Origin of the sequence: Paraburkholderia fungorum, from assembly GCF_046027215.1 — a bacterium.
Classification (GTDB): Bacteria; Pseudomonadota; Gammaproteobacteria; order Burkholderiales; family Burkholderiaceae; genus Paraburkholderia; species Paraburkholderia fungorum_D.
In genome coordinates this window covers 146,269-159,138 of sequence record NZ_JAQQEN010000001.1, presented here as the reverse complement: position 1 = coordinate 159,138, position 12,870 = coordinate 146,269, and the positions used below count along the sequence as shown (strand labels likewise).

Genomic DNA, 12,870 nt, shown 5'->3' with positions numbered 1-12,870 from the left:
CTTTTTCCGTATCTCGCCGATCATGGCACATCGAGCTTGAGCTTGCTGAGAAGCGCGACGCACCAATTAGCATTTTAAAAGTCGGTGTTACCGTATCCGGGCCGTCCATATGCAGATGCTAGCGACACTCGACCATTCGACTCGATTTCTCGGTCAGTAGACTGATCCTGCTCTCCACCTTCTGATCGGTCTCGACCAGACGTATTCGCCACCGAAATCGCTCCGTCCAGCGCGCGGCCGCAGTGAGCGCACACGACCTCGTCGCCGGCCTGTTTGCGCCGCTTCCGTTCATCTGCAAGCATCGCCTTGAGACCACCGAGCGATAGATCCAGTCCATTGCGCTTGAGTTCGTCGACAATCTTCTTCTGCGGAACCTTACGATCCAGCGCGCGTTCGATAGCCGGATACGCTTGTTGAAACTTGTCGATTTTCTGTTGACGCTCGCCTGGCATTAACGCGTCCAAACTTGCAATCAGAGCATGATCGTCGTTCGTGCCCTGCAAACTTGCTGAATTCCACTTGTCTTTTTTTTCGTTCATCTTGAAACCTCGTACATTTTTACTGGATCTGTACTGCGCATACGCAGCATCAACCTGCGTTCGGTTGTTGCCCGAAAGAGAGAGTGGCGAACCGGCGTGGCAACCGGTGGCATGACAAAGCAGTCCGCCTTGACTTCCGGCAGAACGTCGAGTCGCCGCAGTCACGCCTCCATCTAGATCGACACAATGACGGTCCGCCGAACTTGCTGCTTACCTCCGATTTTTCCCAAAACGCCCAATGAACTGATTCACATATCAAGGAACTAATTCCGATACGGACCCCAGTCACCGTCGGTTTTGTCGGAAGAAGGCTCCGTCTCAGAGCCCTTCGCGAGTGTCTTCGGTGCGACAGTCCCTTTCCCGCGCGGCCGGCCCGAGCCTCCTTCAGCAACCTTAGGGAGCCTCCCCGTGCCGAAGAGTTTGCACTTCACGGACGGCTTCACGTACACGAACTGATCCTTCTTCGCCAGATATTCGAGGCGTTTCAACAAGCGTTCCCGCTTGTCAGTCTCGTGATATTCAACAGGTCCTAGGACGTAATCGCGGTATGCTCCGCGGTTGCAGTTGTGATACCAACCACGTCCGTTGGTGATGACGTTGACCCAATACTCACCGATCTGATCTGCGAGCCACTCGTGTTTGTGCACCTTGGAACCGTCAAATGCGAGCGCGCAATGCATGTGATAGCCACCTATACGCGACCATTCAAGACTCCATATGTGACCTGCCAAGTGCTCGAACAGCGACGGCTTGCCGCGCATGTTCTCAAACAGATGGTCCCTATCGCTCATCATCTCCTTGATGTCGACCCGCGCGATCGTCTCGCGCTCTCCCACGTCCTCCTTGCCATCCAGATACTTCGCCTGATCTCGTATGGCGATCGACTGCAACGTCGCGTCGATTTCGTTGATTTGTTGATCAGTCACGCACGTCTTTTTGTAAAGGAAATCGATCCGAATCCATACAAGCCGCGCATACTTGCGATATAAATAAGCTTCGTACTGGCGGAGCCTTCTACTGTTCTTCTTGTAGTTGCGCTGCCAATCAGCTACCTTTTTCTTCACGTTGATCCGTTCGCCTTCTTCACGAAGCTTTGCGATGAAGTCTTCAAAAACCCTCGCTTCGGGTTCGCCGCTGTGCGAGATCCGGTTCGGTGAATCCAGCACACAGTACCGAATAGGGTGCCTTCGATACACGTTAAAGTGCACTTGAATGTGCGGGGCGAAGACCAGATCGCGGGAATACACTTCCAAGAAACCATGGATTCCCTTGAAGTAGTAGCCAAGCTTAGACGCCGGCAGGTACTGCTTTCCACCGTGCACATTGATCTCCTTGAATGCGGGCCTGTTGCCTCGGATTACCAAGTTCATGAACCGAATGAGCATTCCCAACGTGAGATTGTATTGGCCAAGTAGCCAGATATTGCCGTTTTTATCTCTCGCTGAGTTCAATCTTGAGTCGATATCTTCGATTACCTCGAAGTCGATTGTGGGTGCGTCCTTTCTTGCTTTATCTGCCATCTTGATTTCCTGTTTCGTCACTGCATGATGACGATTGTCGATATACGAAAATCACTCGTACTTCGCAATGACTGATAGGGCGTGCACTGATGATCAAGCACATGTGTGCTTTCACCCCGTCGGTCAATGGGTCTAGTTTTTCGCATGGTTATTTAACTATTCATCAATTAGTTATCCTACTAATAACCAGAAAACCACACCTTTTGATATTACGAGGCCTATCGGGATAATCGCTTCAGCGAGGCAGAGAATTCCTTCGCTAGTGTGAACGTTGGGATATACAGAAACGTGCCGATTGAAAGAACACCACCGATAATCTTGACCGCAGTGGAGCGCGATATCCCATGGAGCGATCGGCATAGGAAGCCGTGAAAGATAATGCTCAAAAGTCGATCGCGTGACGGAATCGTGTCTTTCACAAAGGCGACTTCACTCCGCGGGGCTAGGTGAACCTGGATGCAAACTCCGAGGTCCCGGCCACGAGGCACAAGCGAAATCTCGAGTCGAGACGAGACTTCATTGCGCTTACAACAGACGGGAGCGACACGGGTCACTTGGCACCTCCGGCGAGCATCTGATCGATCGCATCCGCGGGCCAAAGGAGCCTACGCGAAGGCAATTTGCCCACTGGCCTGACTCCATGAAAACTACCGGTTTGGCTGTAGCGCTTATGAATGGTGCGAGGCTTGCATCCGGCAACTTCTGCGAGCTCCTCGGTAGTCAAGTGACGACTCGGAATGGCCATTGATGTATGCATCGGCATAGTACGGCTCCAATGTATGCAAACGATATACACGGTTTGCGTTCGTGGGTTCGTCGGCTTCGATCTGCATTGATCGTTTCAAACGACGTGTCCGCACTTTGCCGATCAGGAGGTACTCCGGCCGAACGGCTGGAGGTGACCTATAGCTTTTTCAGAGGCTTAGGAGAAAACGACCGGAGGTTGGCCGGACGTCACCGAGAAACGGAGTACCTCTTACTCCTTCGCTTTTGCGATCGCTCGATCCACTTTCGCTTTTCTTCCCAGAAGGGACGCCAAGGTTCAAGGCTCTCCTGTTTGAATACAGTGTCAAGACGAGTGAGACTCATGCTTCGCTGCCCCCACATCCACTCTGCAACAAGTACAGGATCCCAAAGCGCCTCGACGCCCGACTTTTCCGGCTCGTCTCGGGCGTCCTTCAGACCTTCCGGCACTGTGTCAAAGGCGCGATGCCAACCCGTCTTATTTTGGTGTGGAAGCCCCTCAAAAAGACGAATGACTTCGCTGGTCTGAATCTTTCGAGGTTTGACACACTCCCTGCCGGCGCATGTCTCCGACGGGGCAAGCTCAGATTTGCTGCGATTCTCTAGTAGCGTAGAAACCGCATCCGAATGTACCGCTACTTCAATGGGAATGATGTCGTTTGATTGAGCGACCGGACCATATAAGACATCAAGTTGGAAATTCACCCAGCACGGGTCGATACGGAGCCCCTCTTCCACGATCTGGACTTCGCACCACTTGAGGAACATGTCGGGCGGAAGACAATCATCAGGCTCGCGTTGATGGTCTTCGGTGAACTGACGCCAAACTTTCAGCACAAGCATTGCATCGTGAAAGCGATCGTTCCCACCGCTTCTAAACACGACTCCGTCTAGCCCGACGCCACCATCCGGTATAGCGGTCGCTCCGGCAGGTGGGTGCACCCCGCACATCAGCAGCGCAGCCATCACTGGCGTCCACGTTTGCATTTGCACGTACTGGGCAACTGCATCGCGCAATTGAATACTGGCTGCAATGCGCTCGCGGGGAGTCTTCGGGTCGGTCGCCATGCTACGTCCTGTTTATATTCGTCGTTTTAGCTCATGCGCAGCAGGTCAAGCTGACGCCTGCTGCAGCCCCACTCGGAAACTGCCAAAGGGGCGCCGCCCCCAATCTCCGCGACGACACGAACGAACCGTCCGGGAGCAGCCATGAGTGAAACGCGGCATGAGGCGTTTCGCAACTAAGGCCATTCAGTACACTGCGATCGGGTGGCTAGGGAAACCTTCCTTGATTATTACATTGCCGCTGTCGCGCGAAAGACGCGGCCGTCCCGCCGATTGCATGCAAGTTTCAGCAGCTCGCAAGGCAGATCGGCGTAGACCGAATACGGTTACACAGCGGTTACACGGATCGCAGAAACGCAAAAGGGTTACAGGCAAATCACCTGTAACCCTTTGAATTCTCTGGTGGAGGAGAGGAGGATCGAACTCCCGACCTTCGCATTGCGAACGCGACGCTCTCCCAGCTGAGCTACCCCCCCAACGTTCAAACAATTCTAGCACAGGCATTTTGCGTTTTGCCAAGCCCCTCGAGGTCGCAAAACATCACTTCGCTGGCGCCCCAGCCAGCACCCAATCCACTGCAGTGCGAATGTCCGCATCGCTCATCGATTGATGCGCGGGCATCGGAATCATCCCCCACACGCCGGAGCCACCATCCTTCACCTTGCGCGACAGTTTTGCCGGCGCTTGAGCATCGCCCTTGTACTTCGCAGCGATCTGCTGGAACGACGGCCCGACCAGCTTGCGGTCCACCGCGTGGCATCCCATGCAGGCATTCGCGTTGGCAATCACCTGACCGCGCGGCGCATCGGCCGCGCGCGCAGCGGAGGTGAAAGCGCCCGCCAACGTGCCAATCATCATCGTAGTTGCGACCAAAGACACACACCGCGTCATGGCGTGGCCTTGGGATTGCCTGGGTGCACGGAATTTGAATTGCTGACCGGCGCCGGCGCCTGCTGCTCGAGCGGCCGCGAACTCACCGACGAATCAGGAATCGCGCCAACCGTCGGCGCGCTCGCATCCGGCTGCGATGCCACCACCGGCGCGGTCGCTGCCGCAGCCGCGGCCGCCTCCTGCGGCTGAATGTACTGGAACACCTTCACAACCTGCGTGACGCCCGGCACACGGCTCGCAACATCCGCGCCGCGATTGCCCTCGTCCATCGTGACAAGGCCCATCAGGTACACCGAACCGCGCTCAGCCACCACCTTGAAGTCGTTCGCCGAAATGTTCTTCTCGGCGATCAGCGCGGTCTTCACTCGCGTTTCAAGGTAGGTGTCGTTCGTACGCGACGAGAACGAGCTAGCCGGCGCGATAGTCAGTTCATTGACGATCGTATTCACGTTGTTCAAGCCTCGCACGACCGACTCGGCCCGCTGCTTCGAAACTTCGCCCGGCACCTCGCCGGTCAGCAGCACCCGCCGGTTGAACACCGCCACATTGACGTGCGCGGCGTCAGGCAAATTCTGGGTGATCTGCGACAACGCCTTGACCTGCAACTCGCGATCCTCCGTCTGCGCACCGAGCGTGCGCCGGTCGGTCGCCACCAGCGCGCCGCCACCCGCCGCCGCGCCCACGGCCAGAAAGCACCCCTGCAAAGTCGCGGACAGCCCCGCCGCGAACCCGACCACCAGCACGGTTCTCACCAGTGTCTTCTTGACGCGGAATACGCTCATCAACTAGCTCTCCTTCGGAATCGGTCTCAGTCTTCGCCCAGCAACATGGCATCGATGCCGTCGCACAGACAATGGATGGTCAGCAAATGCACTTCCTGAATACGCGCGGTGCGATCGGACGGCACGCTCACGTGAATATCGGTGTCGCTCAAGACTTCCTGCATGCGGCCACCGCCCTTGCCGGTCAGCGCGACGACGATCATTTCGCGCTCATGCGCGGCCTCGATCGCTGCCAGCACATTGGCCGAATTGCCGGACGTGGTGATCGCCAGCAGTACGTCGCCGGGTTGGCCCAGCGCCCACACCTGCTTCGAGAAAATCTGCTCGAAGGAATAATCATTGGCGATGGCGGTGAGCACGGAGGTGTCGGTGGTCAACGCGATCGCCGGCAAGCCGGGACGCTCACGCTCGAAGCGGCCAATCAGTTCAGCGGCGAAATGTTGCGCGTCGGCGGCCGAGCCGCCGTTGCCGCACGCGAGAATGCGATTGCCGTTAGCAAGCGCGGCGAACATCGTGTCGACCGCAGCAGCGATCGGCATCGACAGGGTTTCGAGGGCTTCGAGTTTGACTGCCGCGCTGTCGCGGAAGTGTTGTTGAATACGTTCGACTGACATCGAGTCTCTATCTTCTACCGCGAATAGACCGCAGTGCGCGGCCGTGTTGTGAAGTCGTGTTGCCAAGCTTTAGCGTGCCGACGAACCACGCGGGCGATGGCGTGCGCACGCGTCGATACATCGCAAAACGCACGGCTTGCGCTACCATCCGCGCCTCGCCTGTGGCCCACACGCGAGCGCAAGTTTATCGCACTCACGCACGTTCTCCGCGTGCCACGTCAGACTTCGTCCGCACGAAACGCATCACGCAGCCAGACGAGCCGGCCGCCTTCGAACGCAATCACATCGAAACGGCACGCGGGTTCATCGCGCGAGCGCTGGCCGCGGGTTGCCAGATAGTGCCGCGCGGCACGTACAATGCGCCGCTTCTTATGCCACCCGATGCTCGCAGCGGCACCACCATAATGCCGCTGCGCACGCGCGCGAACTTCGACGAATACAAGGGCGCCGTCGCGCTCGCGCATCACGAGGTCGATCTCGCCGCCGCGGCACAAGACATTGCGCGCGACGACCCGCAGGCGTTGCCGCTGCAAAAATTCCAGCGCCCGCGCTTCAAATGCAGCGCCGACGAGATTGGACCGGGCGGGCCCCGAAAAGTTGTGCGCGTTGACAGGCATGCTGTGCGGCGTGGCGTCATTAGCGCACGGCCCTTGCCGCGTACCCACGCCAAAAGGATCAGGCGGCGCTGCGTGGCACAATGGCGGCCTTGTTCTGTCTGTCTGCGTTTTCTGCCTCATGACTCCTCTCTCCGAACTCGCGCAAGGGCAGCAGTACCCCGCTGCCGCGCTGTATGTGGTGGCCACGCCGATCGGCAATATCGCCGACGTCACCCTGCGCGCGTTGCATGTGCTCGGACTGGTGGATCGCATCGCGGCCGAAGACACGCGCAACACCGGACAACTGCTCGCGCGCTACGGCATCTCCAAACCGCTCGTCGCGGTCCATCAGCACAACGAGCGGGCCGCGGCGCTGCGCCTGATCGAACATCTGCAAGCCGGCGAGCGCGTGGCATACGTTTCCGACGCGGGTACGCCCGGCATCTCGGACCCCGGCGCCAAACTCGTCGACGCGGTCCGCGACGCCGGTTTTCCGGTCATTCCGCTGCCTGGCGCGAGCGCCCTCGCAACCGCATTGAGCGCGGCTGGCGACTGGGTCGCCACGTTCTCGTTCCTCGGCTTCCTGCCGCCGAAGGCAAAAGCACGCGCCGCGACACTGCAACCGCTCGCCACGCATCCGCACACCATGGTGTTCTACGAAGCGCCGCACCGGATCGTGGAAACCGTGCAGGCACTGGCGGACGCATTCGGCGGCGAGCGCAAGCTGCTGATTGCCCGCGAACTGACGAAGTTACATGAAGCGCTGCATTGCGGCACCCTGGCCGAAGGGCCAACGTGGCTCGCCGCCGATCCGAACCGGCAACGCGGTGAGTTTGTACTCGTGGTGGAAGGCGCGCCGCCGCAAACGGCAGGTGAAGAGGATCACGACGCGTTGCTGGGCATCCTGCTGGAAGAATTGACGGTGAGCAGCGCGGCAAAAGTCGCGGCGGCCATCACCGGCGCTTCTCGCAACGCGCTGTACACGCGGGCGTTGGCGTTGAAAAAAGACGAAGAATAAAGGGGCCGAAAAAAGCAAAGGGCCGCGCGAAGCGGCCCCTTGCTTGTTGGCTCGCACCACGAGCGTGCCTGAAGCACGCCCGCGGCCACACCATTACTTCTCGGCGGTCGACATGGAATTCGACGCCAGCATCTCGTTACGCGCCGTTCTGGCTTCCTGCTGCGACAAACCTTCGATCTGCACGCGCGCCGTGCCGGCGTGGCGCATGTCGAGCAGGTTCGCGGCGGCCATCGACAGATCGATCACGCGACCGCGCGCATACGGACCGCGGTCGTTGATACGGACGACGACCGAGCGCGAGGTGGCTGGGTTCGTCACCCGAACATACGAGCCGAGCGGCAACGTGCGATGCGCCGCAGTCAACGCGTGCATGTCGTAACGTTCGCCGTTAGCGGTGCGGCGGCCATGGAAGGCGCGGCCGTACCACGACGCGCGGCCGGTTTCACGATAGTCCGAAATGCCCGAACTGTCGTCTGTGAGAGGCTGCGCGTCGGCTAGCGGTGTGCCTTGGGTGGCAGCACCGGAGGCCGGCGCGCTACCGTAGGCTTGCGGTCCGAACGAACCCGCTTGCGCATTCCGGGTGCTGAGCGGCACGCCGCTTTCAGACGTGATGCTCGCGCCCGGAGGCGTCGCACAGCCGGCCAGCACAAAAAAGGCAAAAAGAGTCCCCAGACCACGGGATAACCGAGTTTTCATAAGACGTGCAATCAAATTGTCGAGCCGCATCACGCGAAGTTGAGCGTGTTGCCTGCGACTCCGGCGGCAATGAACGACAACGCGCCGCGCTAAAAAGCGCAGTACGTAGAAGCCCGGATGCGGCTCAAACAGCCGCTACCGCACGGTTAATTTTCACGTCTGGCGCAACCTGTCCCCGGCAGCCTGACCAGACCCCACATGCCGCCATCGAACGTGGCAAACACGTTCTTGCGTGCGAAACTCAGCGCGCAGGAACGGCGGCGTAGGCCCCACCCAGCGTCACGGCAGTTAAGTCCGTTGCAGGCGCGCGGCGCCTGGCTGGGCAAGACGTGTGCATCGAACGTATCGATGCTTGATGGCCGTCGACAACAGCGACAGCCCATACTTGAGTGGCGACCCGCGCTCCCATTTTTGATGGGGACGCATCGCCTTGTGGCAGCACAGTTTCCTGTGCAATTGAGGCCATTATACCCAAAACAGATTTTCGGGATGACAAGCGACTGAAAACCTTGATGAATTTTCACGCTTGCTGCAAAAATAAGCAGACAAACGTGCCTTGCGGCGGCCTCGAGCGCCTGCCGCGAGTCCGGACGAGAGGCCGGTACAATCAACGTTTTTCCAGCGGCGCCGCCCCCCATGAAAGTCACCCTGATCCCCGTCACGCCGTTCCAGCAGAACAGTTCACTGCTTGTTTGCGAGGTCACCGGGCGCGCCGCCGTGGTCGATCCGGGCGGCGATCTCGAGGTCATCCAGTCCGAGGTTGTACGTCAAAATGTAACAATTGAAAAAATTTTTCTCACCCACGGCCACATCGATCATTGCGCGGGGGCGAAAACGCTCGCCACGCACTACGGCGTGTCCATCGAGGGCCCCCATCCGGACGAGCGTTTCTGGCTCGATAAGCTGCCGGATCAGAGCACGCGCTTCGGCTTTCCGGCTGCCGAAGCCTTCGAGCCGGACCGTTGGCTGCACAACGGCGAGTCGGTGCAATTCGGCGACGAAACCCTCGAGGTCTATCACTGCCCCGGCCACACGCCGGGCCATGTCGTGTTCTTCAGCCGCAAGCATCGGCTCGCGCTGGTAGGCGACGTGCTGTTCGCCGGCTCGATCGGCCGCACCGATTTTCCGCGCGGCAATCACGCTGATCTGGTGCGCTCGATTCGCGAGAAGCTCTGGCCGCTCGGCGACGACGTCACCTTCGTTCCCGGCCACGGGCCGACCTCGACGTTTGGCGCCGAACGCCGCACCAACCCGTACGTTGCCGACGGAGTAGAAGCATGAGCAGCGAAATCTTTGTCAGCACCGACGTCGAAGCGGACGGCCCGATTCCCGGCCCACATTCGATGCTCAGTTTCGCCTCCGCGGCTTATACGGAAGACAAGCAGCTGATCGCGACCTTCTCGGCGAATCTCGAGTTGCTCGAGGGCGCCGCCCCGCATCCGGTGCAGGAGGCCTGGTGGAAAACCCAGCCCGAGGCATGGGAAGCCTGTCGCAAGGATTTGCAGCAACCGGCTGCCGCGCTGCAGGCTTATGTCGAATGGGTTGAGGCGCTGCCTGGCAAGCCAGTATTCGTCGCGATGCCGGCGGGTTTCGACTTCACCTATATGTTCTGGTACATGATGCGGTTCGTCGGCCGCTGCCCGTTTTCGTGGTCGGCACTGGACATCAAGACCCTTGCCTTCGCCATGACCGGCCTGCCCTACCGCAAAAACATCAAGCCGCGCTTTCCGAAGCACTGGTTCGACGAACATCCGCACACACACGTCGCGCTCGACGACGCCATCGAACAGGGTGCGCTCTTCTGCAACATGCTCAAGGAGCTCCGCGCGACCCAGGCAGTCACGCTGGCGGCCGCCAAAGATGGGGACGGCTCAGGACAAAACGCCGCTGAGGAACCGGCAAATTAGGTAATCTCCCTCGTCGAAGCCGTTTTCCATTGCGTTTCGTTTTCGCGCCCTCTACCATGCGTTGATACGGCGACGCAAATGGAGGCGCAGTTGACACTCGATACGTTCTCTCAAAAAATCCTGCGCCTACTGCAGCTCGACGCACGCCGCTCCGTGCAGGAGATTTCCGACCAGGTCGGCCTGTCAAGCACGCCATGCTGGCGGCGCATCAAGGACATGGAGCAATCGGGCGTGATCCAGCGCTATACGGCGCTGCTCGATCGCGAAAAACTGGGGCTGCACGTCTGCGCGCTGGCCCATATTCATCTCACGCGGCACACCGAGGGCGGCGTCGAGCAGTTCGAACGGGAAATCGCCACCTGCCCGGAAGTCACCGAGTGCTACAGCACCACGGGCGAATCCGATTACATCCTGAAAATCGTTGCGCCAGACATCAAGGCCTACGACAGCTTTCTGCACGAACGCATCTTCAAGATTCCCGCCGTTGCACAGGTGCGTACGAGCGTCGTGCTGCGCGAAATCAAATTCGATACGCAATTGCCGCTTTAACACTGTGAGGCTGAAACCCGCTCGCGCGGCCTTCTCCGGCGCGGGCGGCGGCTGAATCACGCGGCGCCATGCGATTCAATGGTTTTACCTTGAGCGACGGCCTCACCAGCACCGGGCTCCAGCGTTGCGTCGCCTTCGGTGGCAGGCGACAGGACCAGGTCCTGCAACACGCTCAGCTTACGGGCGCCCAGACGGCGCTTGAGCGCATCCAGATCGACGTGAGCCAGCCATTGCGCAGCGCTTTCCGAAGTCTGCGAACCCGCCGCCGGCAACACCACCTCGACATCCAATCCCGTGCTCAAGTAGTGAATGTTGACCGCTGCGGCCCGCACGCCAGCCTCAGCCAGCGCTGCGTCGACTTCAGCGATCACCCGCTCCCGCGTCGGCAAATTGACTGGCGGGCGAGCTACGGCGTCGTTCTCCGGGTCGACATGGATTAGCGCGTCGAGCACGCGGTTGTCGCCCAGCACGCGCAAACGCGCGGACTCCGCAATGTAGTGCCCCTCGGAGACCGAGATCAGCGGATCGACCAGAATATGGGCGTCCACCAATGCGAAGTCACCCATCTTGCGGGTGCGCAACTCGTGGACGTCACGCACGCCTGGGGTGGCGAGCAATAGCGCGCGCATATCGGCGGCGGCGGCTTCGTCGAGCGCGCGATCGGACAGATCTTGCAGCGCATCCCAGCCGAACATCCACCCCATGCGCGCCACCATGAATCCGACGATCGCCGCGGCGATCGGATCAAGCAGACGCACACCGGCAAGACTGCCGAGAATGCCGATCGCCACCACCAGCGACGACGCGGCGTCCGACCGCGCGTGCCATGCGTTCGCAATCAGCATGGCCGAACGCACGCGCTGCGCTTGGCGCAGCATGTAGCGAAACAGACTCTCTTTGCAGACCAGCACCAGCACCGCAACCGCGAGCGCGCTCATATGCACGGCGGGAATGCTTTGCAAATCGGCGAGACGGGTACCCGCGCGCCACAACATACCCACACCCACCGTAATCAGCAGCCCGCCTAAAAACAGCGAGGCGACGGTTTCATAGCGGCTGTGTCCGTAATTGTGATCCGCATCGGGCTTCGCCCCCGAGTGCCGATTAGCGACCAGTACGACAAAATCGGAAATCAGATCGGCGAGGGAATGGACACCGTCGGCGATCAACGCCTGCGAATGCGCGAACACACCGACGACAATTTGCAGTGTCATCAGCACCGTATTCAGCGCAATACTGACAAAGGTACTCTTGCGCGCAACGCGGTGTTTTTCAGCGGATTGGGCAGCGGCGGACGGCATCCCGGAGACAATGTAAAAAGGTTCAATGCCTGTATTCTACCCGGCGCATCTCGGAACGCGCTGACAACGGCATTAAAATTTCCTTTTAAATCAGCCGCTTATCGAAACGAAAAGCATTCGCGTTCCAGTTACACGGAGCACGTGCGAAAGAAAAGACACCTCGGATCGCAGTATGAATAAAAAAACCGCGCCCAGAACGGTACGCGGTTTTCTCTGACAGGAGCGGCGCGATAACGGCGCCGCTGCTGTACGGCATTACTTCTCGATCAGAAACTTCTCACGATCGAGACCTGCGATCCAGCGCGGTGGCTTGCCACGGCCGGACCACGTGCTGCCGCTGTCCGGGTCGCGGTATTTGGGCGCGACACCCGCGCGCGGACGACCGGCTTTAGCGCCCTTGGCATTGCGGCCACCACCGAGTTCTGTCAGAGAAATGCCGTAGTCGGCCATTTTCTGCTTGATCTCATTCAACACTTCAGCGTATTCGCGCGACTTCGCTTCTTCGATCTGCTTTTCGAGCTTCTCGCGCTGTGCGAGTAGTTCCTTGTAGGAAGACATAGGTTCCCTTGTGGTTTAGATAAACGACTGCCAGTCTTAAGCCAGCTTGCCCTTTGAAGGTGATCATGCCTCGGAATTTGATGGCGAGAT

The 12,870-nt window shown here is 59.3% G+C and carries 14 protein-coding genes and 1 tRNA gene; 4 read left to right on the top strand and 11 right to left on the bottom strand.

What is annotated here, in order from left to right; translation table 11 throughout:
• Window positions 1-74: 74 nt before the first annotated feature.
• The 8 genes from PQR27_RS00710 to PQR27_RS00675 form a co-directional block, all read right to left on the bottom strand.
• Entirely contained in the window at window positions 75-539 is a 465-nt protein-coding gene (locus PQR27_RS00710; protein ID WP_408521820.1) for a hypothetical protein, read from the bottom strand.
• A gap of 263 nt (window positions 540-802) precedes the next feature.
• On the bottom strand, window positions 803-2,059 hold the full coding sequence (locus tag PQR27_RS00705; RefSeq protein WP_408521819.1) for a YagK/YfjJ domain-containing protein: 1,257 nt from the start codon (window positions 2,057-2,059) through the stop codon (window positions 803-805).
• 954 nt (window positions 2,060-3,013) lie between these two features.
• Window positions 3,014-3,871, bottom strand: coding sequence for a hypothetical protein (locus PQR27_RS00700; protein WP_408521818.1), 858 nt, complete (start codon window positions 3,869-3,871; stop codon window positions 3,014-3,016).
• A gap of 397 nt (window positions 3,872-4,268) precedes the next feature.
• Window positions 4,269-4,344, bottom strand: a tRNA-Ala gene (locus tag PQR27_RS00695).
• A 64-nt stretch (window positions 4,345-4,408) separates the two neighbouring features.
• Entirely contained in the window at window positions 4,409-4,759 is a 351-nt protein-coding gene (locus PQR27_RS00690) for a c-type cytochrome (protein WP_408521817.1), read from the bottom strand.
• On the bottom strand, window positions 4,756-5,541 hold the full coding sequence (locus tag PQR27_RS00685) for a BON domain-containing protein (RefSeq protein WP_408521816.1): 786 nt from the start codon (window positions 5,539-5,541) through the stop codon (window positions 4,756-4,758). The genes PQR27_RS00690 and PQR27_RS00685 overlap by 4 nt, the downstream gene beginning before the upstream one ends.
• A 26-nt stretch (window positions 5,542-5,567) precedes the next feature.
• Entirely contained in the window at window positions 5,568-6,155 is a 588-nt protein-coding gene (locus tag PQR27_RS00680) for a phosphoheptose isomerase (RefSeq protein ID WP_408521815.1), read from the bottom strand.
• A gap of 218 nt (window positions 6,156-6,373) precedes the next feature.
• Complete coding sequence (locus PQR27_RS00675; RefSeq protein WP_408521814.1) at window positions 6,374-6,772, bottom strand: YraN family protein; 399 nt, start codon at window positions 6,770-6,772, stop codon at window positions 6,374-6,376.
• Between the two features lie 118 nt (window positions 6,773-6,890).
• Between PQR27_RS00675 and rsmI the strand changes: the two genes are divergently transcribed.
• The gene (gene rsmI / locus PQR27_RS00670; RefSeq protein WP_408521813.1) at window positions 6,891-7,769 is read left to right on the top strand and encodes a 16S rRNA (cytidine(1402)-2'-O)-methyltransferase; all 879 of its coding nucleotides are present in this window, start codon (window positions 6,891-6,893) and stop codon (window positions 7,767-7,769) included.
• 93 nt (window positions 7,770-7,862) lie between these two features.
• On the opposite strand, the gene PQR27_RS00665 is transcribed toward rsmI, so the two are convergent.
• On the bottom strand, window positions 7,863-8,465 hold the full coding sequence (locus PQR27_RS00665; protein WP_408521812.1) for a septal ring lytic transglycosylase RlpA family protein: 603 nt from the start codon (window positions 8,463-8,465) through the stop codon (window positions 7,863-7,865).
• A 636-nt stretch (window positions 8,466-9,101) separates the two neighbouring features.
• Between PQR27_RS00665 and PQR27_RS00660 the strand changes: the two genes are divergently transcribed.
• The 3 genes from PQR27_RS00660 to PQR27_RS00650 all read left to right on the top strand — a co-directional run bounded on the left by PQR27_RS00660 (window position 9,102) and on the right by PQR27_RS00650 (window position 10,921).
• Complete coding sequence (locus PQR27_RS00660) at window positions 9,102-9,746, top strand: MBL fold metallo-hydrolase (RefSeq protein WP_408521811.1); 645 nt, start codon at window positions 9,102-9,104, stop codon at window positions 9,744-9,746.
• Window positions 9,743-10,372, top strand: coding sequence for a 3'-5' exonuclease family protein (locus tag PQR27_RS00655; RefSeq protein ID WP_408521810.1), 630 nt, complete (start codon window positions 9,743-9,745; stop codon window positions 10,370-10,372). Before PQR27_RS00660 ends, PQR27_RS00655 begins: the two co-directional genes overlap by 4 nt.
• Before the next feature lie 78 nt (window positions 10,373-10,450).
• A complete protein-coding gene (locus PQR27_RS00650) occupies window positions 10,451-10,921 on the top strand; it encodes an Lrp/AsnC family transcriptional regulator (RefSeq protein ID WP_211193365.1) in 471 nt (156 codons plus the stop codon).
• Window positions 10,922-10,977: 56 nt separating this feature from the next.
• On the opposite strand, the gene PQR27_RS00645 is transcribed toward PQR27_RS00650, so the two are convergent.
• Together PQR27_RS00645 and PQR27_RS00640 are read right to left on the bottom strand one after the other, a co-directional pair.
• Entirely contained in the window at window positions 10,978-12,222 is a 1,245-nt protein-coding gene (locus tag PQR27_RS00645) for a cation diffusion facilitator family transporter (protein ID WP_408521809.1), read from the bottom strand.
• 255 nt (window positions 12,223-12,477) lie between these two features.
• Window positions 12,478-12,780 carry an H-NS histone family protein gene (locus PQR27_RS00640; protein WP_408521808.1) on the bottom strand — a complete coding sequence of 101 codons (303 nt, stop codon included), beginning with the start codon at window positions 12,778-12,780 and terminating at the stop codon, window positions 12,478-12,480.
• Window positions 12,781-12,870 lie beyond the last annotated feature (90 nt).